The sequence below is a fragment of the Rhodovulum sp. genome, assembly GCF_011048875.1.
GTDB lineage: Bacteria > Pseudomonadota > Alphaproteobacteria > Rhodobacterales > Rhodobacteraceae > Rhodovulum > Rhodovulum tesquicola.
In genome coordinates, this window is the sequence record NZ_DSDD01000009.1 from 1 (window position 1) to 23,902 (window position 23,902).

Consider the following 23,902-nt stretch of genomic DNA (forward strand, 5'->3'; position numbering starts at 1 on the left):
ATCGCCGCCTGCGCCCAGACCGTCGGCGCCACACCCGCAAGGCTGGCATCCGCCAGAACCACGGCGCGCCATTCCTGCGGCGGCCCCTTGCTCTGCACCCCCACGACCATGATTCCGCATTCGTCCGAACCGCCATGCCCCGTGACCGGCGGATCGACCGCGACCACAACCCGGTCGAGTTCCGGCGCCCTGTCGATCCGGGCCGCCTCGATCACCGCCAGCGGCCACAGCGCGCCCTCGGCCTCCTCAAGCAACACCCCGTCCAGTTCCTGCCGCTCCAGCCGCGTGCCAGCATATCGCGTGCGGACCGCTTCAAGGAACGAGGCCGCAAGATTGGCCCGGTTCGCCTCGGTCGGCGCGTGGGTGACGACAGTCGTCGGTAGCGCAAGGATCGACCGCAAGACACCGACATTCCGCGGCGTCGTGGTAATGCACTGCCGGGGCGATATCCCCAGCCGCAACCCGAACTGCAGCATGTCCCAGGTCTCTTCGGCCTTTTTCCATTTCGCCAGTTCGTCCGCCCAGGCCGCATCGAATTGCGGCCCACGCAGGGATTCGGGATCATGCGCCGAAAAGACCTGCGCGACGGCGCCATTGGGCCAGGCCAGCCGCCGCCGCGTTGCCTCCCAGCGCGGACGGCGGTCCGGCGGCGAACAGGCCATCAGCCCGCTGTCGCCGAAAATCATCACCTCCCGAACCTGGTCCACCGTCTCGCCCACCAGCGCCACCCGGCGCGACCGGCCCGGATCCAGCGGCCGTGGCCCCTCGATCTGCGCACGGACCCACTCGGCGCCCGCGCGCGTCTTGCCAGCGCCGCGCCCGCCCAGCACCACCCAGGTGCGCCAGTCCCCCTCGGGCGGCAATTGATGCGGCAACGCCCAGAACTCGAACAGGAACGGCAGCGCCATCAGCGTGCCGTCATCCAGGCTGTTCAGAAAGGCCGTCTGCTCGTCGCGTGACGCGCAGGCGATCCAGTCGGCGCCCGACCTCAACACGCGCCTCATCGAGGTCAAGGGCGTAGTCGCAGGCGCCGCCCGCTTCGTCTCGGAGAAGCTTTCCAACTCGCAACCTTTCGTCGAAAGCGGTCTGTACCGCCTTGCCGAGATCGGTCAACGCGCCCCGTAACGCGCGAGCACGCTCTGTCTTGCCGGCCTCGACTTCTTCGATGATCCCATTCAAGGCGCGTATCGTGCGCCTGTAATGCTCTTCGGCTTCCTCAAGCAGCGCCCGGGCAGCCGTTTCGTCCGCTTGCGGGGCAGATATCGTTCCCATGCTGTCCGTGCCTGCCTGTCCTGCCGGCCCCCCGTCGCAGGAGAAGACACGAAAAGCAGCCTCGGGGGGTACCCCCGGGCCGCTAACCCACGTCTTCCAGCTTGCCTGAAGGTATAGATCAGAGCGCGCGCAGAGTCAAGAAGTTTATCTTTAACAAAGGATTAACAGAAGACTACTGACGCCCGGCCTCGATCTGGCGCCAGCGCGCCACGTTCTGGTTATGCTCGGCCAGCGTCCGGGCAAAGGCATGCCCCCCCGTCCCGTCGGCGACAAAGAACAGGAAATCCGTATCTTCCGGGTTCAGCGCCGCCTCGATCGAGGCCCGTCCCGGATTGGCGATCGGCGTCGGCGGCAACCCGTCAATGACATAGGTGTTCCAGGGCGTCTCGCGGCGCAACTCGCTTTGCCGGATGCCCCGGCCCAGCGGTTCCCTGCCCTGTGTCACCCCGTAGATCACAGTAGGATCGGTCTGCAACCGCATCCCCTGCCGCAGCCGGTTCACGAAGACACTGGCCACCTGGCCGCGTTCTTCCGGCACGCCGGTCTCCTTCTCGACGATCGAGGCCAGGATCAGCGCCTCCTCCGGCGTCGTGATCGGCAAGTCATCGGCCCGCCGCGCCCAGAGATCGTCCAGAATCGCCACCTGCCGTCGCTGCATCTCGGCGATCAGATCGCTTCGCGCCATGCCCGGCTGCACTTCATAGCTGTCAGGTGCCAGACTACCCTCGGCAGGTAGGTCAGCCACCTCGCCATCTAGAAAATCCGCCAATTTCAGTTCCTCGACGGCCTGCCAGCTCGTGACCCCTTCGGCCAGCGTCACCCGGAACCGCAGGTCGGTTGCATTGCGCAATTCGGCATAGTCCTCGGGGATCTCGCCCGCTGCCGGATCGAAGGCAAGCACTTCAACATAGCGCCCCGTGCCGGGATCGACCTGGCGCAGCTGCAATTGTGCGCTGACCACCCCGATCCTGAAATTCAACTCGCTGCCGCAAGTGGACCGCCCGCCGCGCGTTACGATGTCGACGATTTCCTTCATCGAGGAACCGGGCGGAATCAGAAAGCTGCCGGCCTTCAACAGATCGGCTTTGTCCGTGTATTTCGCCCCCAGCCGGAAGATCGCGGCATTCGAGACCGCCCCCTGCCCCTCAAGCTGGCGCGAAAGCCCGGCCATCGTCGCGCCGGACTCGACCCGAAGGCAGATCGCATCGGCCAGAGGCCCGGCGCCCTCGTATTGCCTCTTGCCCCAAAGCAACAGCCCGCCCGCCAACAGAAACAGAGCGATGAACAGCGTCAGAGCATTCGAGGCGACCGACCGCCACATCACCGATCAACGCGCCCCATGACCAGCGACGCATTGGTGCCGCCGAAACCGAAGGAATTCGACAGCGCCACGGCAATCTCGCGCTGGCGCGCCGCCTTGGGCGCCAGGTCGATGCGCACACCCTCGGGCGGCGTGTCCAGGTTCAGCGTGGGCGGGGCCACCTGATCGCGCAGCGCCAGAACGCAGAAGATCGCTTCCACCGCGCCGGCCGCGCCCAGCAGATGCCCGATGGAGGACTTGGTGGACGACATGGTGGTGGCGGCGGCCGCAGCGCCCAGCAGACGCTCGACCGCGCCCAGCTCGATCGTGTCGGCCATGGTCGAAGTGCCATGCGCGTTGATGTAATCCACGTCCGCAGCCGACAGACCCGCGCGCTTCAGCGCCGCGGCCATCGACCGATACCCGCCCTCGCCATCCTCGGACGGCGCGGTGATGTGATAGGCGTCGCCCGACATGCCATACCCCAGCACCTCGGCATAGATCTTCGCGCCGCGCGCCTTGGCATGCTCGTATTCCTCAAGGATCACGATCCCCGCACCCTCACCCATCACGAAGCCGTCCCGGTCCGCATCCCAGGGCCGCGAGGCCGATTGCGGGTCGTTTCCGCGCTTCGTGGACAGCGCCTTGCAGGCATTGAACCCGGCGATCCCGATCTCGGAGATCGGGCTTTCCGCGCCCCCCGCCACCATCACGTCGGCATCGCCCCACTGGATCAGACGGGCTGCATCGCCGATGGCATGCGCCCCGGTCGAACAGGCCGTGACGACCGCATGGTTCGGACCCTTGAACCCGAACCGGATCGCGACCTGCCCCGAGGCCAGGTTGATCAGCGCCGACGGGATGAAGAAGGGAGAGACCCGCCGCGGCCCCTTCTCGCGCAACAGGACCGCCGTATCGGCAATCGCCGACAGCCCGCCAATCCCCGAGCCGATCATCACGCCGGTGCGCTCGCGGTCCTCGTCGGTCTTCGGCTCCCAACCCGAATCCTTCGCCGCCTGGGTGGCAGCGGCCATGCCGTACAGGATGAAATCGTCGACCTTGCGCCGCTCCTTGGGATCCATCCAGTCATCGGGGTTGAACGTGCCGTCCGTCCCGTCCCCGAACGGGATCTCGGCGGCATAGGTGGTCGCCACGCGCGACGCGTCGAACCGCGTGATCGGACTCACGCCAGACTGCCCGGAGATCAGCCGCAACCAGCTTTCCTCGACCCCGCAGGCCAGGGGCGTGACCATCCCCAGCCCCGTGACTACCACTCGACGCATCCGCCTCTCCTCGCTCTCGCCCACGGCCTGTCCGGCGCTCTGATACCGCGTTTTTTCCGCGCTCGGCAAGCCGGGCGCAACAACGCCGCCGAACGGGCAACCGACCTCCCGAAACGAAAGCGACGCCCCAGGGGGCGCCGCTCCGCAACGGGTTCGCTCGAACGCCTCAGGCGGCTTCCCGGATGAACTTCACCGCATCGCCGAAGGTCTGGATGGTTTCGGCAGCGTCATCCGGGATCTCGATGCCGAACTCCTCCTCGAAGGCCATGACCAGTTCGACCGTGTCCAGGGAGTCCGCGCCCAGATCGTCGATGAACGAGGCGTTCTCGGTCACCTTGTCCTCGTCGACACCCAGGTGCTCCACGACAATCTTCTTAACGCGATCCGCGATGTCGCTCATGTCTGTTCCTCACATTTGTTCAGGCGATTTGCCCATCTTTGTTCTGTCGGCCACGAGGGGCCACCACCGATCCCGCAAAGCAGGACTCTCGCAAGCGCGGGGAACGCCCCCCGACGAACTTGCGCCGCCTATAACACATCGCATGTTCTTGGCAAACGCTTTCCCGTCGCAGACCGAAACCCGGGTCCGGGACCGGCGCACCGCCCTCAGACCATGGCCATCCCGCCATTGACATGCAGCGTGGCGCCCGTGACATATCCGGCCTCGGAACTGGCCAGATAGACCACCGCCGCGGCGATGTCGGCGGGGGTGCCCATGGCGCCCACCGGCACCGCACCCAGGATCCCGGCCTTCTGCTCATCGGTCAGCTTGTCGGTCATCGCCGTCGCGATGAAGCCCGGCGCGACACAGTTCACCGTAATCCCCCGCGCCGCGACCTCCTGGGCCAGCGATTTCGACAGGCCCACCAGCCCGGCCTTGGCCGCACAGTAATTCGCCTGGCCCGGGTTACCCGTGGTCGCCACGACCGAGGTGATGTTGACGATCCGGCCCCAGCGCGCCTTGATCATGCCCCGGACCGCACCGCGGCACAGACGCATCGCCGCGGTCAGGTTCACGTCGATCACTGCCTGCCAGTCCTCGTCCTTCAGCCGCATGAACAGCGTGTCGCGCGTGATCCCGGCATTGTTCACCAGAATGTCCAGCGCCCCCATCACCTCGATGGCCGCCTTGGGCAGCGCCTCGACCGCCTCCGGATCAGACAGGTCGCAGGGCAGGACATGGGCGCGCTCGCCCAGTTCGGCCGCCAACCCGCGCAGCGGCGCCTCGCGCGTCCCCGACAGGCCCACAACCGCGCCCCGCGTATGCAGCGCCCGCGCGATCTCGGCCCCGATGCCACCCGACGCGCCGGTCACCAGCGCGCATTTGCCGCTCAGATCGAACATGTCCCCCCTCCTCAGTTCATGCTGTCCACGGCTGCCGTCACCTCGTCGGGCAGTCCGACCTGCCGCGTCGCGACGTCGCGCGCGATCCGGCGGATCATGCCCGACAGCGCCTTGCCCGCGCCGATCTCCCAGATCTCGGTGACACCTTGCGCTGCCATCCATGCAACCGATTCCCGCCAGCGCACCGCGCCCGTCACCTGCTCGATCAGCAGCGCGCGGATCTCGTCGGGATCGCTGACACCATGGGCGCGCACATTGGCCACGACCGGCACCAGCGGCTCCTCGATCGTTACCTCGGCCAGACGCTCGGCCATGACCCGGGCCGCAGGCTCCATCAGCGCGCAATGGAAGGGCGCGGATACGGGCAGCATCACCGCCCGCCTGGCACCCCGCTCCTGCGCCAGCGCGACCGCCCGCTCGACGCCCGCCTTGTGGCCCGAGATCACGACCTGCGCCGGATCGTTGTCATTCGCGGCCTGCACGACCTGGCCCTCGGCCGCGGCCGCGGCCACCGCCTGCACCGCTGCAAGGTCAAGCCCCAGGATCGCCGCCATGGCGCCCTCGCCGACCGCGACGGCCGCCTGCATCGCCTCGCCCCGGGCCCGCAACAGCCGCGCGGTATCGGCCAGGCTGACCGCGCCCGCCGCACACAGCGCCGAATACTCGCCCAGCGAATGGCCCGCCACGAAAGCCGCCGCATTGACCGTGACGCCCTCGGCACCCAGCGCCGCCATCGTGGCCATCGAGGTCGCCATAAGCGCCGGCTGCGCGTTCCGGGTCAGCGTCAATTCGTCCTGATCGCCCTCCCAGATCAGCGCCGAGAGCTTCTCGCCCAGCGCCTCGTCCACCTCCTCGAACACTTCGCGCGCGAGCGGATAGTCATCGGCCAGCGCTCTGCCCATCCCGATGGTCTGCGCTCCCTGACCCGGAAACACGAATGCGCGCATGTTTTGTCCCCTCGCTCGCCGATTTCGGCGTGGTCTATCGGCTAAGCGGGGGCTTCACAAGTCGGCGGAAAAGCCAAGCGACCTCGCGCCGCGGAGCCGGTCCAGGAAGTCGATGGCACAGCGGTCCTCGATCTCGCTGGCCTCGATATTGGCCACATTGCGCCGCACTCGCGCGGCGTGGCGCGCAGCCGCCACGCTCTGGTTCGATCCCCGCGCGATCTTGGCCGCCAGCTCCGCCTCGGAGCGTGTGTAATAGTGGTTCAACTGCAGATGATCCGCCGAATAGAAGCCGCGCGCGAAACGCCCCTTCAGGCTCGCCCGCTCGCCCCGGTCGTTCCAGGTCACGTCCTGCCCGTCGATCTCGACGCTATGCACCTTCAGCGCCGTCACCCGGGTCGCATCCACGATCGTCTTGAAATTCGTCACCCCGCGGACCCCGCTCATCGGATCGGCCGCGCGGCGCGTGTAGTTCGCCACAACCCCACCTTCGGGCGGCGTCGCATGCCCGTTCCGTCCGAAATTGTGCCAGGGCAGCGACACACTGGGAATATCGCCCAGATGCACCAGCGCGCCCTCCAGGCTGTCCGCGTATCTGGGCACCAGGAACTCGTCGGCATCGATGCAGGCCATCCAGCGGAACCGCCCGCCGAAATTGCGCAGCGCATGGGCATAGGCCAGAACCTGGTTGTGGATCTCGCGGCCGGTCCCGGCATCCCAAAGCTTCTGGTCCCAGGGGATCACCGTCAGCCGCGCGCCCAGGACCTCGGCCAGACGCGAAATCGTCGCGTCGGTCGAGCCGTTGTCATAGACAAAGGCATGGGCCGCGCCGGCCTCTGCATGAAATCTCGCCCATTCGCCGATATGGCGCTCCTCGTTCCGGACGATCAGCACCAGCGCAAGTCCCGATCGCCCCGCGCAGGGGGCAGGCGGCGTCAGGCCCAGCTTGGTGATCGGACGCCCGGAGAACACTCGCAGCATGCACGGCCCCTGATTTTCGGTAACCGCAAGCCTAGTTCCCTCGTCGCGGACAGACCAGACCGCTCAGGCCGCATGGGTCAAGGGCCGGGCAAGACCGCGGCGACGCCGCGTCCGGCGTCCCGGATTCGCCTTTCGCAGGCTCGATCCCTGAAGATCGCGCGCCATTCGGGCCTGAAGAACAGTCAGAACGGCCTCGCGCCCGCGCGCGACCTCGATCAGGTCGTCACCCGTTCCCACCCGCACGAACAGCTTGGAGGGCTGCCCCGGCCGTTCGGCGCGCTGCACGAAGACCGAGCCGACCTCGTCGAAGGCCACCTCCCGCCGGATGCGCAACCCGCCGCGCGCATTGCTCAGGGTGCAGCGCAAGGATCGTTCCTCAAGGTCGACCTGCACCTCTTCGAGAAATCCGCGCTCGGCCAGCCAGCACAGCGCCAGTCCCGCCACTGCCAACCCACCGCTCGGTGCCACCAGCGCCCCGAGGTCGAAAAACCCCAGCAAGGGCAGCACAATCCAAAGCGCGCCGACCGCCGACAGAAGTGCCAGACCGCCGATCCATGCAGCGCGCTCGAACGCGCCGGCATTGCGGGAGACTGCTCCGCCGGCGATGACCACATAGCCCCACCGGGTCCCGGTCACCCCCGGCAACGCGATCTCCGCGCGTGCGGAAACGCGCTTCTCCCGGTTTTCAAGGCCGGCCGTCATGTCGGTCGCATGCTCCCTTGCAACGGATGCCACGACCCTGTCGCGGGAAAACGGCAGCAATGGGCCGGACAGGCGCACATTTGCGGGCGGTCCCGCGGCAAGCCCATGATCGGCGGCGGCGGGCTTGCATCGCGCGGTTCCATCTGTATAAGGCGCAGGTCTTCCGCAACGAACGTGATCGGTGCGGCCTCTCGTGGGCGGGAGGCGGAAGACCTTCGGACCCGCCCTTTGAAGCGCACCCGTAACAGGACTGGAGACAGCATGCCGCTTTACGAGCATGTGTTCATCGCGCGTCAGGACTTGTCCAACACGCAGGCCGAGGGCCTTATCGAACATTTCGGTGCCATTCTCGCGGATAACGGCGGCAAGATCGTCGAGCACGAGTATTGGGGCGTCAAGACGATGGCCTTCAAGATCAACAAGAACCGCAAGGGGCATTACGCCTTCCTGCGCACCGAGGCGCCCGCGCCCGCCGTCCAGGAGATGGAACGCCTGATGCGGCTGCATGACGACGTGATACGCGTGCTGACCGTCAAGGTCGAGGCCCATGAAGAAGGTCCCTCGGCGCAGATGCAGAAGCGCGAAGAGCGTGGTGAACGCGGCGACCGCCGCGAGCGTCGCTGATCCAAAGCCTGCCAGGAGGAACCTAACCCATGGCCGCAAGACCGTTTTTCCGCCGCCGCAAGGTCTGTCCGTTCTCGGGCGAGAACGCGCCCAAGATTGACTACAAGGACGTGCGCCTGCTGCAGCGCTACATCTCCGAGCGGGGCAAGATAGTGCCCTCGCGCATCACCGCCGTCTCGGCCAAGAAGCAGCGCGAGCTGTCGCGCGCGATCAAGCGCGCCCGCTTCCTCGCCTTGCTGCCCTACGCCGTGAAATAAGGAACGAGATCCATGCAAGTGATCCTTCTGGAACGCGTGGCCAAGCTCGGCCAGATGGGCGAGGTCGTGAACGTCAAGGACGGCTACGCCCGCAACTTCCTGCTGCCCCAGGGCAAGGCGCTGCGCGCCAGCGCGGCCAATATCGCCCGCTTCGAGGCCGAAAAGGCCCAGCTCGAGGCGCGCAACCTCGAGACGAAGAAAGAGGCCGAGGCGCTGGCGGCCAAGCTCGACGGCCAGCAATTCGTCGTGATTCGTTCGGCCTCCGAATCCGGGGCGCTCTACGGCTCGGTGACCACCCGGGACGTGGCCGACGCCGCCACTGCCGATGGCTTCAGCGTCGACCGCAAGCAGGTCGTCCTGACCGGCCCGATCAAGGATCTGGGCCTGCATGACGTGACCGTGACGTTGCACCCCGAGGTCGGGGTGACCGTTCAGGTCAACGTCGCCCGTTCGGCCGAAGAGGCCGAGCTTCAGGCATCGGGCAAGTCGATCCAGGAACTTGCCGCCGAGGAAGAGGCCGCCGCCGAGTTCGAGATCGCCGAACTCTTCGACGACATCGGATCCGCCGCCGAGGACGATTTCCTCGCCGATGTGGCCGAGACCCAGGGCTCGGGCGAGGAACAGCCGCGTTAGGCAAGGGTCGCCTTCATCCTATCAAGGCTCTTCGAAAAGGGCCGCGCCTGACCGGTGCGGCCCTTTTCCTTTCGTCCCCACCCATGGCCTGCCCCATACCCGGCAAGAAAAAGGGCCGCCCGCAGGCGACCCTTTCCATTACGCGCGTCGGGATTGCGCTCATTCCTCGTCGAGTTTCTCGACCGCCTTCTCGAGGTCGGCCTTCGACACTTCCTTCTCGGCCAGATCGGCCAGTTCGAAGATGTAGTCGACCACCTTGTCCTCGAAGATCGGCGCGCGGATCTCCTGCTGCAGAGCCTGGTTCTGGCGCACGAAGTCGAAGAACTGCCGCTCCTGGCCCGGGAACTGGCGCGCCTGCGCCATCACAGCCTGCGTCATCTCGTTGTCCGAAACGCTGATCTCGGCCTTGCGCCCGATCTCGGCCAGCAGAAGACCCAGCTTCACGCGCCGCGCGGCCAGCTTCTGATGCTCGTCGGTCGGGACGATCTCGGCATGGTCATGGCCCTGAACCTCGGGATGCTCCTCGTGCCAGAGCTGATGCGCGATCTGCTTGGCCTCTGCCTCGACCAGCGATGGCGGCAGGTCGAAGCTGATCGTCTCGTCCAGCACATCCAGCAGCGCACGCTTCATCACCGCACGGGCCGCGCTGCCGAATTCCGCTTCCAGCCGCTCGGCAACCTGGCTCTTGAGGGCCTCCAGGCTTTCGGCCCCGAACTGCTTGGCCAGTTCATCGTCGATCTCGACCGCCTTCGGGGCCTTCACGGCCTTCACGGTGACGTCAAAGGTCGCTTCCTGACCCTTCAGCTTCTCGGGGCCGTAATTCTCGGGGAAGGTCACGGTGACGGTCACCTCGTCACCCGCCTTGGCACCGATCAGCTGATCCTCGAAACCGGGGATGAAGCTCTGCGAACCCAGCACCAGCGGGTAATCCTCCGCCGCGCCGCCCTCGAACGGCTCGTCGCCCAGCTTGCCGGCGAAGTCGATCACGACCTGGTCGCCCTCCTTCGCCTTGGACCCCTTGCGCCGGTCCTCGAAAACCTGCGCGGCCTCGGCCAGCTTGCCAAGCGCCTCGCCGATCTCGTCCTCGCCGGCCTTGACCATCAGCTTTTCAAGCTTGATCGCCTTCATGTCGGGCTCGGGGATCTCGGGCAGCGCCTCGTAGGTCATCTCGACCACGATATCGTCGCCCTCCTTCCAGCCCTCGTTGGTCATCTTGACATCGGGCTGCAGCGCCGGGCGCTCACCGGTCTGCTCGAAATGCGCGCTCATCGCGCCGTCGATCGTCTCCTGCATGACCTCGCCCATGACGCGCGGACCGAACTGCTTCTTCAGCAGCGGCATCGGCACCTTGCCCTTGCGAAAGCCCTTGATCTCGACCTGGGGCCGGAATTCCTCGAGCTTCGCGTTGACCTTCTCGTCAAGCTCGGCGGCGGTCACGGTGATCGTGTAGCCGCGTTTCAGGCCGTCGTTCAGGGTCTCGGTGACCTGCATCTCGTTGTCCTTTTCATCCCATCCTGGTGCGGGTGGAGGGACTTGAACCCCCACGCCTCGCGGCGCCAGAACCTAAATCTGGTGCGTCTGCCAGTTCCGCCACACCCGCAAAAAGCGCAAGGGCAGCCCGTGACGCAAAGGACCGCCCCTCAAATCCGCGACCTTCTAGCAAAGCGCCGCACGGTATGCGAGCGGAAAAAGCGGGCCGAAACCCCGCCCACCCCCGACTTCTTCTTGGCCCAAATACCCATCCCCGGCCGACAACGGGCGAAACCGCCGAAACGGGGCGCCTTCACAGGCCAAGATCACGGAACACGCCCGGCAGCGTCTCGGGCAGATCCTCGGCGATCAGCCCGGGCCCGAAGCGGCGCGCAGCCTCCACATGCAGCCAGGCGCCCGTGCAGGCCGCCTCGAAGGGCGCGACGCCCCGCGCCAGTAGCCCCGCGATGAAACCCGCCAGCACATCGCCCGACCCCGCCGTGGCCAGCCAGGGCGCTGCCCGCTCGCGCAGCGCCGCGTTCACCGCACAACGCCCCGCGGGTTCGGCGATCACCGTGTCGGGCCCCTTGAAAAGCACCACGCAGCCCGCCCGCAGCGCCGCCTCGCGGGCCGCGTTCACCTTCGAGAAGGCCGGGCCCCGGAGGGCGGGCGCCGCCAACATCTCGGCGACATCCGGAAAAAGCCGCGCGAACTCGCCCGCATGCGGGGTCAGAACACACCCTGCATGCAGCAAGGCGAAAAGCTCGGGCTGCCGCGCCAACAGCGTAAGTGCGTCGGCATCCAGAACAACCGCCCGCCGCTGCGCGTCCCCCAGCGCCGTCGCAACCAGTTCCACCTCGCGCGCGCCCGTCCCCAGTCCCGGCCCCAGACAAACCGCGCCGATCCGGCCATCCTCCATAGTCGCCGCGAGCGCCGCGCCATCCGCAACCGGCCGCAACATCACCGCATCCAGCCGCCCGGCATTTTCCGGCACGGCATCCGGCGGGCAGCCCAGCGTCACCAGCCCCGCCCCGATCCGCAGCGCACCCCGCGCGGCCAGCCGTGCCGCCCCGCCCCGGCCCGGTGGTCCTGACAGGATCAGGGCATGGCCATGGCTGTATTTGTGGCCGGCGGTCTTTCCCAATGCATCGGGAAAACCCGAGACGAGTTCCACGGCACCGATCCGGTCGCTGCGCGTCTCAGGCGGCGTGACCCGGCTTGTCCTCTCCTCAAAAGCATTGAGCCCGATGTCCTTCACGACCAGCCGCCCGATCGCAGGCTCCCCGACGAAATGCCCCACACGCGGCCGATGGAAGGTCACGCACAGATCGACATGCGGGGCCGACAGCCCATCCTCGTCCGCAAGAAAACGCCCGCTGTCGCTGTCGATGCCGCTGGGGATGTCGACCGCAACGCTGCGCAGCGATGACAACGGATGGCGTTCCCGGAACTCGGCCAGCCGGGCGCGGACCCGCGCGTCCAGCGGCCGCCGCAGGCCGGTGCCGAACAGCGCATCGACCACGACCCCGTCCCCGGCAGAACCCGGGCCGAACAGGCGGGCCGGACTCTCCCCCAGGAAATCCCTGACCGGCCCCATCGCGGACCACCGCTCGCAATTGACGCGCGCATCGGGCGGCAAGCGCACGGGATCGCCGAGAAGGAACGCCTCCACCTCCCAGCCCCAATCCTTCAGGACCCGCGCGACGACGAACCCGTCGCCGCCATTGTTGCCCGGCCCGCACAGGATCACCGCGCGCTGCGGCGCCGTCCGAAATTCGGGCCATTCCTCGAAGATCGCCTCGACCACGCTGCGACCGGCGCGCTCCATCAGTTCCAGGCTGGCGATCATTCCGGAGGCGATCGTCCTGTCCTCGATGCCGCGCATTTGGGCGGATGTGAGAAGTTCCATCATCGAAAGCGGCACCGCCGTTCCCAAACCGCCCCAGAAGGCGGCATTCTGCATATTTTTTAAGCACTCCCTCAATATTCAGGAAAGCGCCTCCCGGGGGGGCAGCCCAGTCAATTGTGTGCCACCGGGGAAAGTGATCTGTCGGGCTTCGAACGTCACCGAGAAGGAGTTTCCCCCCGTGAAGAAGATCGAGGCGATCATCAAGCCCTTCAAGCTCGACGAGGTCAAGGAGGCGCTGCAGGAGGCAGGCGTCCAGGGTCTCAGCGTCATCGAGGTCAAGGGGTTCGGCCGCCAGAAGGGCCATACCGAACTTTATCGCGGCGCCGAATATGTCGTGGACTTCCTGCCCAAGGTGAAGATCGAGGTGGTGCTGCCCGACGATCAGGTGGACGCCGCGATCGAGGCCATCGTTAACGCCGCCAAGACCGAGAAGATCGGCGACGGCAAGATCTTCGTCTCGCCCGTCGAACAGGCGATCCGCATCCGAACCGGCGAGACCGGCGAGGATGCCCTCTGAGCATACCGACTGATCCGCCGGGGTCGCTTCCCGGCGCGTAACGATCAACCCAGCAAGAAGGGAAATACGGTCCAATGAGCAAGGAACAGGTCCTCAAGACCATCAAGGAAGACGATGTCGAATATGTCGACATCCGCTTCACCGACCCGCGCGGCAAGCTTCAGCATGTCACCGTCACGGCCGACCAGGTGGATGAGGACTTCCTCGACGAGGGCTTGATGTTCGACGGCTCCTCGATCGCGGGCTGGAAGTCGATCGAGGCCTCGGACATGAAACTCATGCCCGACACCGAAAGCGCCTATCTCGACCCGTTCTATGCCGAGAAGACGCTTTGCGTGCATTGCTCTGTGGTCGAGCCCGACACCGGCGAACCCTATGACCGCGACCCCCGCGGCACCGCCGAAAAGGCCGAGGCATACCTGAAATCCTCCGGCATCGGCGATGTCGCCTATTTCGGTCCCGAAGCCGAGTTCTTCATCTTCGACGACGTGCGCTATGCGGTCAGCCCCAACAAGGTGGCCTATGCGCTGGATGTCGAGCACGCGGCCTGGAACACCGACACCGAATATGAAACCGGCAACCTCGCCCACCGACCGACCTACAAGGGCGGCTATCTCCCGGTGAACCCCTCGGACGAGGGACAGGACATCCGCTCGGAGATGCTCTCCACGATGAAGCGGATCGGCATGAAGGTCGACAAGCACCACCACGAGGTGGCGACCTGCCAGCACGAGCTCGGCATGATCTTCGACAGCCTCAAGAAACAGGCCGACAACCTGCAGAAATACAAGTATGTCATCCACAATGTGGCGCTGGCCTATGGCAAGACCGCGACCTTCATGCCAAAGCCCATGGCCGGCGACAACGGCTCGGGGATGCACTGCAACATGTCGATCTGGAAGGATGGCAAGCCGCTGTTTGCGGGCGACAGATATGCCGACCTCAGCCAGGAGGCGCTGTGGTATATCGGCGGTCTGCTGAAGCATGCCAAGACGCTGAACGCCTTCACCAACCCGTCCACCAACTCCTACAAACGCCTGATCCCCGGCTTCGAGGCCCCCGTTCTGCGCGCCTACTCGGCCCGCAACCGTTCGGGCTGCATCCGTATCCCGTGGACGGAATCGCCCAAGGCCAAGCGCGTCGAGGCCCGCTTCCCCGACCCGTCGGCCAACCCCTATCTGTGTTTCTCGGCACTCCTGATGGCCGGTCTGGACGGCATCAAGAACAAGATCGACCCGGGCGAGGCGATGGACAAGAACCTCTACGACCTGCCGCCCGAGGAACTGGAAGGCATCCCCACCGTCTGCGCATCGCTGCGCGAGGCGCTGGACAGCCTTGCCAGGGATCACGACTTCCTGCTTGCGGGCGACGTGTTCACCAAGGACCAGATCGCCGGCTACATGGAACTCAAATGGGAAGAGGTCTACGCCTTCGAGCACACCCCGCACCCGGTCGAATTCAAGATGTATTTCAGCTGCTGACCTGCGCGCGACGGCGCTGCAGAAAGCCGGGGGCGCCTTCGGATGCCCCTTTCACGCCCGTAACCCAGAGCGTGCCTCGTCCAGGGATGACATCCCGGCCGACCCGGTCCCCGCCATCCCGGTTCCCGGTTCATCCCGGTGCTCTCGATGCCTGGCTTCCAGCGGTCGGCCTCGCCGCCATGCACCCCAGCACCCGCCCGCGGCAGAGAACGGACTTGCCGCAGCGGGGCCGAGCGAGTAATTCGCAAGGGCGGCCGGTGTAGCACAGTGGTAGTGCAGCGCTCTTGTAAAGCGAAGGTCGGGGGTTCAAATCCCTCCACCGGCACCATTTCCCGCCGCCCCGGCCGGACCATTTCCCGAAATCGCACATGGCACCCTCCCGCCCCCGGCGATCGCGTCGCATGACGCCGGACCGTTCCGCGACGGGTGGAAAGCGGAGGGACCAGTCCGACGCAGTGCGCGCCCGCTGTCAAGAAAGCGACCTTGCAGAGCCACATTGAAAACAAGCTTCCCGGTCACGACGGGTCGAGTGTTCAGGACGGGGAAAAACGACATGACAATTCCACGCTCTCTTTCGTTGGCGTTCAAGGCCGCGGCACTGGTGCTGACCGCCTCGGTCGCCTCCGCGCAGGAAGTCCGTCCGTGGATGCCCTCCGACATCGGACAGGCGTGGAACCTCGGCTACAAGGGGCAGAAGACCACGATCACCGTGATCGACGATTTCCGCAGCAATTACGGCATCCATGGCGATCTTCGCGGCCGCACGGAACTGCTTCGCCATGGGGAATGGACCGCGCTCGAGGCCGGGATGATGGCGCCGAAGGCAACCGTGCTGACGCGTGACTTCTCGAATACCAAGGCGGTCAAGTTGCGGAGGGGGCTGAATACCCTCAATCTGAGCTACGGCATGATCGCCAAGGACGGCTATTCGGCAATCAACTGGAGCGCACGCGAGACGTCGATCATCAAATACGCAAGGGACGGGAAGGCCGTCATCGTCAAGGCCGCCGGAAATGACGGGATCGCCGTGGGTGCCGCCAACGCCTCGGGCATGGTCGATTACCTGAACCGCGATCTGGTCGGCAAGAAATCGGCGATCTTCGTCGGCGCTCTGAACGCGCATGGCTCGGTGGACCGGCCAGCCTCGCTGGCATGGTATTCGAACACCGCGGGCAGCAATCCGACCGTGCAGAACCAGTTCCTGGTCGTGGGCGTGACCGGCAACACCACCGGGCTTTACGGAACATCCTTCGCCGCGCCGATCGTTTCGGGATACGCGGCGGTGCTGGGCAGCAAGTTCACCAAGGCGAACCCGACGCAGATCACCAACCAGCTCCTGAACACGGCGCGCACGGACACGATCCGGGGCTATTCCGCGGATCTCCACGGCCGGGGCGAGGCCAGCATCAGCCGGGCGCTCGCCCCGGTTTCGATCCGCTGATCAGAACCGGATCACGAAATCCACGCTGATCCGGGCATCGTGCCGTCCGTCCAGGCGCAGCAGGTGTTTCAGCGTCTCCTCGGGCGGCAGCAGGCCTGCCGCCAGCCTGCAATTGACCGGAACCACGCCCATGATGTCGCCGTAATCCGCCACACAAGCGGTCTCTCTCAGGCGACCGCCGACCGGAAAGGTCACCTTCACCGACAAGGTCGCGCCATCGAACGGGAGGGTCTGGTAGACAAAGCCCATATGAAGGGCCGGATCGATCCGGTATTTCGGCGCCTTCTCGCCCGTGCTCAGCCCCCAGATGATCCCGAAATCCGCCGAAACCTGCGTCAGGACGATCATCGACAGCTCGGGAATATCGGGCGAATACCAGTCCCAGAACGCCACCTGCGTCCCGTCGGCCAGTTCATACGCACCATTCCGAAGGCCCTGCGCCGCCGAGGATCTGTTCGATCCGACCCGCACATCGAGGAGAAAGGTGTCTTCGAGGAAGTCGAAGGCTGTCGCCGGGTGGGCGACGCCCACGCCCAGGGAAAAAGCGGTCAGAACGAGCCTGGCGATCCCCCCTCCCATCGAAATTCCGTCTCGCCCGATTGCTGCGCCATCGCGGAGCCCGGCGATACCACCAGACCGCGACCGGGCCGACGCCCGCCGGTCCCGCGCCCCCATCCTGACCACAAGTGGTTTGCGTAAGGTTTATGCCAGGCGCCTGCCAAGGATCGGCATCGCGCCCAGCGGCCGCGCCTAGCGATTCGCCCGCGCCAGCAGACCCACCGCCACCAGGCCCACCGCGCTGACCAGAAGCGCCGCGGGCGCCGCATCGCCCAGATTCTCCAGGCTGGCCTTTTCATAGACCCGTGTGGCCAGCGTGTTGTAGTTGAACGGCCGCAGCAGCAGAGTCGCAGGCAGTTCCTTGACGCAATCGACGAAAACCAGCAGCAGCGCGGTGCCGACCGAGGTGCGGATCAGCGGCAGGTAAACCGCGGTCAGCGTGCCGCGCGCCGACCGGCCCAGCGAGCGGGCCGCCATCGGCAGGCTGGGCGCGATCCGCCCCATCGCCGCATCCGCCGCACCCTGCGCGATGGCGAAGAACCGCACACAATAGGCATAAATGATCGCGAAGGCCGAGCCGGTCATCACGAGGCCGATATCGACGCCGAAAGCGCCTTCGATCGCATCGGCCAGCGCATTGTCGGCCGCCGCCATCGGGATCAGAAGCCCCACCCCCAGCACCGCTCCGGGCGCCGCGTACCCGATCGTGGTGATCGGCAGCAGCAGCTTGGGCAGCGTCCGCCCGGTCAGACGCACCGCGTAGACCAGGAACAGCCCCGCCGCGACCGTGCCCACCGCCGCAATCCCGCCGACGGTCAACGTGTTGACCAGCGCCCGCAGCAGCCCGGGATCGACCCAGGCCCCGGTATTGGCAAGCGCGTGCGACGCCATCACGCCAACGGGCAACACGAAGCCCACCGCCACCGGCAGCGCGCAGGCCAGCGTCGCGGCCCAGGCCGCAGGCCCAGTCAGCCGGACCGGCACCAGCGGCCGATGCGCCCTGCCCAGGTTGTGAAAGCGCAGGTTGCGCCGGCTGATCTTCTCCAGCGCGACCAGCACGAGGATCAGCACCAGGATCACCATCGCGATCTGCGCCGCCCCGCCCGCATTGCCGCCCTGCAACCAGACCGAGAAGATCCCCGTGGTCAGCGTCTGGACCGAGAAATACTCGACCGTGCCGAAATCGTTCACCGTCTCCATCATCACGATGGCAGCACCCGCCGCGATGGCGGGCCGGGCCAGCGGCAGGCCCACCCGGCGAAACAGTGTGAAGGGTCCTGCCCCCAGCGCGCGGGCCACCTCATAGGCACCGCCCGACTGCTCGCGAAAGGCCGCGCGGGACAGCAGGTAGACATAAGGGTAAAGCGCGGCCGCCAGCACGACCACCGCCGCCTCGCGCGAGCGCACCTCGGGGAACCAGTAGTCCCGTGCGCTCTGCCAGCCGAAGAGCTGGCGCAGCCCGGTTTGCACGGGGCCTGCATATTCAAGAAGATCGACCAGCGCATAGGCGCCCACATAGGCCGGGATCGCCAGCGGCAGCAGCAACAGCCATTCCAGCCAGCGTGATAGCGGAAAACGATAGACCGAAATCAACCAGGCCGCCCCGGCCCCGACCGCCGAAGCCAGTGCCGCCACTCCGATCATCAGAACGCCGGTATTCCACGTGTATCGCGGCAATATCGTCGACACGAGATGCGGCCAGATATTCTGCTTGGGCGTCACCGCGATCTACATGACCGACAGGATCGGCATCAGCACCAGCGCCGCGATCAGCACGGCACCCACCGACCAGGGATCAGGCTGCAGACGCAGGACCGCGCGCAGCCCGCGCCCAGCCAGCGAAAGGTTATCTTGAGCGATTTGCTCGGCCATGGAACGCGGTTACAGGAAAGACGTTTTCCTGTCCAGAACGCGCCGTATAATCGCGGCCGAGCAGAATGAAGAAGAACAGGGAACAGGCAGCATGGAACTGGTCTACCACATCGGCGCCCATTGTACGGATGACGACCGGCTTCTGAAATGCCTGCTCAAGAACCGCGGCACCCTTTCGGCGCAGGGCATCGTCGTGCCGAGGCCCAGCCGCTACCGCCCGATCCTGCGCGAGACGCTGGTCTCGCTGCGCGGACGCCCCGCAACGCCCGAGATGCAGCAGATGATCCTCGAGGCCGCGACGGATGGCGAAGAACCGAGACGGTTGGTCCTCGTGAACCAGTCCTTCCTGTGCATGCCCCAGAAGGTGCTGGGCGAACGGATGCTCTATCCGATGGCGGGCGAAAAGGCGCACTGGCTCTCGCAGCTTTTCCCTGACCGGCCTTGCGCGTTCTTCCTCGGCATCCGCAATCCCGCAACCTTCATCCCCGCGCTCTTCGCGAAGTCGCGCGAAGCGGATTTCCGGGCCTTCGTGGCGGGGATCGACCCGCTCGCGGTGGCGTGGTCGGACGTGGTGCGCCGGATCCGCAACGCCGTCCCGCGGGCGCGGCTGACGGTCTGGTGCGACGAGGATACGCCGCTGATCCTGCCCGCGCTTCTGACCCGAATTGCGGGCCTGCCCGAGGACACTGCGCTGCGCGGATCGGACGACCTGCTGCACGCGATCATGCAGCCCGCGGGGATGCAACGGCTGCGCGCCTATCTCGACGAGAACCCGCCCGTCAACGAGGCCCAGCGCCGCCGCATCGTCACGGCATTTCTCGACAAATACGCATTACCCGACGCCTTGGACGAGGAAATCGATGCACCGGGCTGGACAGTCGAGCTGATCCAGGATCTGACCGAACGCTACGAGGAAGACCTGCATGCGATCGGCTCCATCGAGGGCGTCGAGATCGTCACCGCCTGAGACGCCCAACACCCCCCGGCATCGGCGGCCGGGACGTCACGGCATCCCCAGCGCCTGCTTGTAGAGTTCCAGCATGGCCTCTTCCTCGGCGATCTCGTCGCGGTCTCGCTTGCGCAGGGCGACGATCTTGCGCATCACCTTGGTGTCGTAGCCGCGCCCCTTGGCCTCTGCCATCACTTCCTTCTGCTGGTCGGCGATGTCCTTCTTCTCGGCCTCCAGCCGCTCATAGCGTTCGATGAACTGGCGCAGTTCGTCGGCGGTGACGTGATAGCTGGTATCGGGGGGCGTGTCGTTCACGGTCGCGGCTCCTCTCAAGCGGGTCAAAGGCCTGACCTAGCGCCGCGCCCACGCCTTCGCAAGCCCATGCCCCCTTGCACCACCGCGCCCCATCCACTAGGCGCAAGGGCGACCGACGGCGGAGGGCGTAATGGGGATACTGATCTGGATCGGGGCGGCGATCTCGCTGGCCGGCCTTGCGGGCATCGTCCGGGTGATCCTGCAGGTGCGGGCCGCGCGCGCCGCGAACCTGCCCGAAGACGAGCTGCGTGGCCGCCTGCAAAAGGCCGTGGCGCTGAACATGGCGGCGCTGGGCATGTCTGCGCTGGGGCTGATGATGGTGGTGATCGGGATCACTTTGGGCTGACGGCCACCGGAGCGTCCGCCATCCTGCCGTCGAAATCGCAGAATTGTAGGCCGGTCTTGATCAGATCGCCGATCAGCGCGTCGGGCGTCCAGATCGCGGCGCCGCCCGGCCGGTCGGCCATGGTCCGCAGCGTGCGCCGCAGCCACAGCAGCCCGCGTTCGTCCGCCGCGCGCATCGGACCGCCACGCCAGCGCGCAAGCCCCGCCCCATGCACCAGCGCCAGGTCGATCTCGACCGCCCGGCGCACCACGCCCCGCCGCAACAGCCCCGCCCCGGCCTGTGCCATGCCCGCCAGCACCTGCGCGCGGATCTCCTCGTCGGCGATCGCGCGCGGCACACGGCCCAGAACCGACCGCCCCTCGGCCAGCACCGCATCGAGCGCCGGATCGGGTCGGCCGCCAGCGCCCGGCGCGTCATAGGCGTAATAGCCACGTCCCGCCGCCTGCCCGCCCCTGCCCTCCGCGACCAGTTGCCCCGCCACGAGGATCGGCCGCGCCTCGGGATCGGCGCCGCCGGGCAGACCCGCGCGCAACGCCAGAAGGGTCTGAAGGCCCAGCCGGTCGGCGATCTCGTAGGGTCCGTGACCAAGCCCCCAGTCCCGCAAGACACGGTCCACCGCATAGGGCGAGGCGCCCTCCTCGACCAGCGCATCCGCCGCCTCGAGCGCCCCGATCAGAACGGTCAGGATCGGGCTTTCGCCGGTCGCGACCAGAGCGATACGCTGGATCGACTGCACAAGGCTGCACAGCGTCGCAACCGTGGCCTCGGATGTCCGGGGCGTGCAGACCAGTTCGGCAAGCCGCGCCTCTGGCACAAGATCGGGCAGGTTCAGCCAGATCGTCCCTTCGGGTCGGTGCCCGCACGCGCTCAGCCCGGCGGGGGTGACCAGCGCGCCGGTTCCCGCGAGGACCGCATCGGGCGCCGCAATCCCGGCAAGCGCCGCAAACCCGGCCTCGCGCTCTGACCAGGGACCGGCCCCCGCCTCGATCAAAACCCCGCAGGACGCCAATCCCGCAGTGCCTGTGGACCCCGAAAGGCGCGACCGGCAGGCATCGCGACCCGTCGCGTCGGCGGTGCTCAGCATCGCCTCTACACGGGCCATGGCCTCGGCCAGGGTGCCCTCGTCCGGCGCCGCCAGTCGCACCGCCCGGCCCGCGGTCAGCAAGCTTGCCGCCAGCCCCGCCGCCGTCGCGCCCCACCCCCAGACCCCGACGGTCTCTGCCGGGCGGGCCGCCTGGGACCAGCCCGCCGCACGCCGCCGCGCCGCGGCCTCGCCCAGCGCGACATGGCGCAGCGCGCGGACCGCGGCGCTGTCGCGGCAATCCTCGAAAGCGGCCGCCTCATAATCCAGCGCGGCCGCGTAGGGCAGCATCGCAGCGGCCTCGACGCAGTCCAGAACGCGCGCGGGCGCCTCGACCGGTCCCGCCGTCGGCAGCGCCGCACGCCGGGCCGCCACCGCGGCATGCACCCCCTCGAACCGCGGCAGGGGACGGGCCGTCGCGGGCCGCGGCCCGGCGCGCAACTCGATCAGGCCCAGCGCAAAGCGCAGCCCGGCGGCGTCGAGATCGCCATCGACCACCGCATCGACCAGGCCAAGACGTTTCGCCAACGCCGCCCCCGCAGGCCGCCCGGAAAGAAGGAGATCCAGCGCCGCATCGGGTTGGATCAGCCGCGGCAGGCGCTGGGTGGTCCCAGCGGCGGGCGGCAAGCCGATGGCGATGTCGGGCAGGCCGAACTCGGCGTTGAAAAGCGCCACCCGGTAATGGGCGGCCAGCGCAAGCTCGCAGCCCCCTCCCAGCGCCATGCCGCCGACCTGCGCGACCACGGGCACCCGCGCCCCGTCGATCCGCGCACAGATCGCGCGCAGCAACGCCGCATCCTCGGCGCCGCCCGCACCCGTCGGGCTCAGCCCCATCGAGAAGACCCGGCCGCCGCGTGCCGAGATCAGCACCGCACGGATGCCATTCGCCACCAGCGCCCCGGCAAGCCCGGTGTCCAACGCCGCCAGCAACGCGGGCGTCATCGTGTTCGCCGGCCCATTGCCGAAGACGAGCCGCCGAATGCCCGGCGCGGGTTCCTCGACCGCAACAAGATCGCTCATCTGTCCCGACCCCCAGGCGAAAGGCGGCGCGGCGAAGCACCCGTGCCTGACAGGGCTGCTTCGCCATTCGCCAACATTAGGGGCCAGTCGCGCGGGAAACGCAACATCTGGAAGGGATTCGCGACAATCGAAAGACAGTGGTCGGCGTCAGACCGGCATGTTGTCGTAGATGTCGTCCGCGTCGTCGCCGCCCAACTGTTCTTCGAGCCGCAGGATGTCCTCGGGAACGGGCAGACCCATCGCGCGGAACTCCGCGATCTTCTCGCGCAACTGTTCCTGCAGGATGTGACGGTCGTCCGGTCGCTTCTCGATCTCTTCGAGGATCAGAGCGATTCCGGCCTTGAGCTGTTCGAACGCCATCCGCACCTCCCGTCGCTCTTGCGTTCCGCAGGACGGTCACCGGACATCTTCGCCGCGCCGGGCATCTCGGCCCAGGGGCTGTGGCAGCCCTTGGTGCCCAGACGGCTGCTGACCTGACTGGCCACCGCGCCGGAGGTGAGAAGCGACTCGATCCTCGAGCGGATCATCGCCCGCGTTTCATCGTGCATCACGCTGTTGGAACTGGCTGGCATTCGGCTGACATGGCTCGCGTTGCTCATTTTTAGGTCGTTCCCTTACTCCTGCAGTCACCCGGCACAGATGCGGCAAAACGGCGTAGCCGGCACGACGTCCAATCGTTCCTCGGAAATTTCTTCCCCACAGCGCACGCAATAACCGTAACTGCCATCCTCGATTCGCGCGAGAGCTGCATTTATCTGTTTCACTTCGGCCAGACTCGAGCTGCCCATACCTTCCAGCACCTCGTCTTCCTCGCGCTCCACCGCGAGTTCGCCCCAATCCTTGGACTGATGCGTGTCGAGTTCGGCCTCGATATCGTGCAGACGACCATCAAGCTCCGCCAAACGGTTAAAAAGCTGTCGCTTTCTGTCGCCAAGCGTTGCCATGGATGTCCCCTGTCCACTCTGGAGACAAGTTTGCACTGCCCGGACACTCCCGGCTTTGACCCACGTCAAATCCCTGCCCGGTTCCTGCACAGGGGGCATTGATTCCCGCATGACAAGCCGGGTAGTTCTGGAACGCTTCCAGGGAGACGTCTGAAAATTCGCAATTTTTCCGATCCGACATCGGTTCTTTCCCGTTCACGCCCCGAAAGGACCGCCGCATGAGCGAGCTTCCGCCGATGGTGCACCTGACCGACGAGTTTTCCGCCGCCCCGCATCCTCCGATCGAGACGCTGGCGGCGCTGGCGGCGGCCGGTTACCGCACGGTGATCTGCAACCGGCCCGATTCCGAAGTCGCCCCCGGCGAACGGGCGGCCGAGATGGAAGCGGCCGCGCGCGCCGCAGGCATGGAATTCGCGGTGGTCGAGGTGACCCATCACGGGATCACGCCCGAGACCATCGAGGCGCAACGCCGCGCGCTGAGCGCGTTGCCGGGGCCGCATTTCGGCTATTGCCGGGCCGGGTTCCGTTCGTCTGTGGTCTGGGCGCTGGCCATGGCCGGAGACCGGCCCACCGCCGAGATCATGGCGGCGCTGCGCCGCGCGGGCTTTGCGATGCCCGGGCTCGAACGCCAGATCGAGGCGCTCGCCGCATCGCGCTGA

27 protein-coding genes and 2 tRNA genes are annotated in these 23,902 nt (G+C 66.8%); 10 read left to right on the plus strand and 19 right to left on the minus strand.

The features are described from left to right. The 9 genes from ENN83_RS00195 to ENN83_RS00235 all read right to left on the minus strand — a co-directional run. A partial coding sequence (locus tag ENN83_RS00195) for a DNA-packaging protein (RefSeq protein ID WP_287182659.1) occupies positions 1-992 on the minus strand: 992 nt, incomplete at its 3' end. Beyond that, positions 919-1,272, minus strand: coding sequence for a hypothetical protein (locus tag ENN83_RS00200; protein WP_287182662.1), 354 nt, complete (start codon positions 1,270-1,272; stop codon positions 919-921). The genes ENN83_RS00200 and ENN83_RS00195, both read right to left, overlap by 74 nt. Positions 1,273-1,444: 172 nt before the next feature. After that, a complete protein-coding gene (gene mltG / locus ENN83_RS00205; RefSeq protein WP_287182666.1) occupies positions 1,445-2,593 on the minus strand; it encodes an endolytic transglycosylase MltG in 1,149 nt (382 codons plus the stop codon). Then, positions 2,593-3,855, minus strand: coding sequence for a beta-ketoacyl-ACP synthase II (fabF, locus tag ENN83_RS00210; protein WP_287182671.1), 1,263 nt, complete (start codon positions 3,853-3,855; stop codon positions 2,593-2,595). Before fabF ends, mltG begins: the two co-directional genes overlap by 1 nt. 166 nt (positions 3,856-4,021) lie before the next feature. After that, positions 4,022-4,255, minus strand: a complete 234-nt coding sequence (locus ENN83_RS00215) for an acyl carrier protein (protein ID WP_287182675.1) — start codon at positions 4,253-4,255, stop codon at positions 4,022-4,024. 206 nt (positions 4,256-4,461) lie between these two features. Further along, on the minus strand, positions 4,462-5,199 hold the full coding sequence (gene fabG / locus ENN83_RS00220; RefSeq protein ID WP_287182678.1) for a 3-oxoacyl-[acyl-carrier-protein] reductase: 738 nt from the start codon (positions 5,197-5,199) through the stop codon (positions 4,462-4,464). 11 nt (positions 5,200-5,210) lie between these two features. Further along, positions 5,211-6,146, minus strand: a complete 936-nt coding sequence (gene fabD / locus ENN83_RS00225) for an ACP S-malonyltransferase (RefSeq protein ID WP_287182682.1) — start codon at positions 6,144-6,146, stop codon at positions 5,211-5,213. 54 nt (positions 6,147-6,200) lie between these two features. Then, complete coding sequence (locus ENN83_RS00230; RefSeq protein WP_287182685.1) at positions 6,201-7,124, minus strand: glycosyltransferase family 92 protein; 924 nt, start codon at positions 7,122-7,124, stop codon at positions 6,201-6,203. 63 nt (positions 7,125-7,187) lie between these two features. Then, on the minus strand, positions 7,188-7,760 hold the full coding sequence (locus tag ENN83_RS00235; RefSeq protein ID WP_287182689.1) for a hypothetical protein: 573 nt from the start codon (positions 7,758-7,760) through the stop codon (positions 7,188-7,190). 327 nt (positions 7,761-8,087) lie between these two features. Between ENN83_RS00235 and rpsF the strand changes: the two genes are divergently transcribed. The 3 genes from rpsF to rplI are packed head-to-tail and all read left to right on the plus strand — an operon-like array spanning position 8,088 to position 9,340. Next, entirely contained in the window at positions 8,088-8,450 is a 363-nt protein-coding gene (rpsF, locus tag ENN83_RS00240) for a 30S ribosomal protein S6 (protein ID WP_287182693.1), read from the plus strand. A gap of 29 nt (positions 8,451-8,479) precedes the next feature. Then, on the plus strand, positions 8,480-8,707 hold the full coding sequence (gene rpsR / locus ENN83_RS00245; protein WP_287182697.1) for a 30S ribosomal protein S18: 228 nt from the start codon (positions 8,480-8,482) through the stop codon (positions 8,705-8,707). 12 nt (positions 8,708-8,719) lie between these two features. Further along, positions 8,720-9,340, plus strand: a complete 621-nt coding sequence (rplI, locus tag ENN83_RS00250; protein WP_287182700.1) for a 50S ribosomal protein L9 — start codon at positions 8,720-8,722, stop codon at positions 9,338-9,340. Positions 9,341-9,499: 159 nt separating this feature from the next. Here the strand turns inward: rplI and tig are convergent, their stop codons facing one another. From tig to ENN83_RS00265, 3 genes are all read right to left on the minus strand, one after another. After that, positions 9,500-10,831, minus strand: a complete 1,332-nt coding sequence (gene tig / locus ENN83_RS00255) for a trigger factor (protein WP_287182703.1) — start codon at positions 10,829-10,831, stop codon at positions 9,500-9,502. Positions 10,832-10,855: 24 nt separating this feature from the next. After that, positions 10,856-10,940 (minus strand) — tRNA-Leu (locus ENN83_RS00260). A gap of 183 nt (positions 10,941-11,123) precedes the next feature. Beyond that, a complete protein-coding gene (locus tag ENN83_RS00265; protein WP_287182705.1) occupies positions 11,124-12,722 on the minus strand; it encodes an NAD(P)H-hydrate dehydratase in 1,599 nt (532 codons plus the stop codon). A gap of 175 nt (positions 12,723-12,897) precedes the next feature. On the opposite strand from ENN83_RS00265, the gene ENN83_RS00270 reads away from it, so the two are divergent. The 4 genes from ENN83_RS00270 (at position 12,898) to ENN83_RS00285 (ending at position 16,158) form a co-directional block, all read left to right on the plus strand. Further along, complete coding sequence (locus ENN83_RS00270) at positions 12,898-13,236, plus strand: P-II family nitrogen regulator (RefSeq protein WP_132544949.1); 339 nt, start codon at positions 12,898-12,900, stop codon at positions 13,234-13,236. Positions 13,237-13,310: 74 nt separating this feature from the next. After that, on the plus strand, positions 13,311-14,717 hold the full coding sequence (gene glnA / locus ENN83_RS00275) for a type I glutamate--ammonia ligase (protein WP_287182714.1): 1,407 nt from the start codon (positions 13,311-13,313) through the stop codon (positions 14,715-14,717). A 253-nt stretch (positions 14,718-14,970) separates the two neighbouring features. Next, positions 14,971-15,045 (plus strand) — tRNA-Thr (locus ENN83_RS00280). Between the two features lie 225 nt (positions 15,046-15,270). After that, entirely contained in the window at positions 15,271-16,158 is an 888-nt protein-coding gene (locus tag ENN83_RS00285; protein WP_287182717.1) for a S8 family serine peptidase, read from the plus strand. Here ENN83_RS00285 and ENN83_RS00290 read toward each other — a convergent pair whose 3' ends face one another. From ENN83_RS00290 to ENN83_RS00300, 3 genes are all read right to left on the minus strand, one after another. Beyond that, positions 16,159-16,737 carry a hypothetical protein gene (locus tag ENN83_RS00290; RefSeq protein ID WP_287182720.1) on the minus strand — a complete coding sequence of 193 codons (579 nt, stop codon included), beginning with the start codon at positions 16,735-16,737 and terminating at the stop codon, positions 16,159-16,161. A gap of 171 nt (positions 16,738-16,908) precedes the next feature. Beyond that, on the minus strand, positions 16,909-18,444 hold the full coding sequence (locus tag ENN83_RS00295) for an ABC transporter permease (protein ID WP_287182756.1): 1,536 nt from the start codon (positions 18,442-18,444) through the stop codon (positions 16,909-16,911). Continuing rightward, positions 18,445-18,588, minus strand: a complete 144-nt coding sequence (locus ENN83_RS00300; RefSeq protein ID WP_287182723.1) for a hypothetical protein — start codon at positions 18,586-18,588, stop codon at positions 18,445-18,447. Between the two features lie 91 nt (positions 18,589-18,679). Here ENN83_RS00300 and ENN83_RS00305 point away from each other — a divergent pair, with 91 nt between their 5' ends. Continuing rightward, a complete protein-coding gene (locus tag ENN83_RS00305; RefSeq protein WP_287182725.1) occupies positions 18,680-19,555 on the plus strand; it encodes a hypothetical protein in 876 nt (291 codons plus the stop codon). A gap of 36 nt (positions 19,556-19,591) precedes the next feature. Here ENN83_RS00305 and ENN83_RS00310 read toward each other — a convergent pair whose 3' ends face one another. Then, the gene (locus ENN83_RS00310; RefSeq protein WP_287182727.1) at positions 19,592-19,852 is read right to left on the minus strand and encodes a DUF2312 domain-containing protein; all 261 of its coding nucleotides are present in this window, start codon (positions 19,850-19,852) and stop codon (positions 19,592-19,594) included. Positions 19,853-19,982: 130 nt separating this feature from the next. Between ENN83_RS00310 and ENN83_RS00315 the strand changes: the two genes are divergently transcribed. Further along, positions 19,983-20,198 (plus strand): hypothetical protein, encoded by a 216-nt coding sequence (locus tag ENN83_RS00315; RefSeq protein ID WP_287182730.1) that lies wholly within the window; start codon positions 19,983-19,985, stop codon positions 20,196-20,198. On the opposite strand, the gene ENN83_RS00320 is transcribed toward ENN83_RS00315, so the two are convergent. The 3 genes from ENN83_RS00320 to ENN83_RS00330 form a co-directional block, all read right to left on the minus strand. Beyond that, complete coding sequence (locus ENN83_RS00320) at positions 20,185-22,299, minus strand: enoyl-CoA hydratase-related protein (RefSeq protein WP_287182733.1); 2,115 nt, start codon at positions 22,297-22,299, stop codon at positions 20,185-20,187. The genes ENN83_RS00315 and ENN83_RS00320 overlap by 14 nt on opposite strands. A gap of 147 nt (positions 22,300-22,446) precedes the next feature. Continuing rightward, positions 22,447-22,659 (minus strand): hypothetical protein, encoded by a 213-nt coding sequence (locus ENN83_RS00325; RefSeq protein ID WP_287182734.1) that lies wholly within the window; start codon positions 22,657-22,659, stop codon positions 22,447-22,449. Between the two features lie 266 nt (positions 22,660-22,925). Beyond that, positions 22,926-23,243 (minus strand): TraR/DksA family transcriptional regulator, encoded by a 318-nt coding sequence (locus ENN83_RS00330; protein ID WP_287182737.1) that lies wholly within the window; start codon positions 23,241-23,243, stop codon positions 22,926-22,928. A gap of 218 nt (positions 23,244-23,461) precedes the next feature. Between ENN83_RS00330 and ENN83_RS00335 the strand changes: the two genes are divergently transcribed. After that, positions 23,462-23,902 carry a TIGR01244 family sulfur transferase gene (locus ENN83_RS00335; protein WP_287182740.1) on the plus strand — a complete coding sequence of 147 codons (441 nt, stop codon included), beginning with the start codon at positions 23,462-23,464 and terminating at the stop codon, positions 23,900-23,902.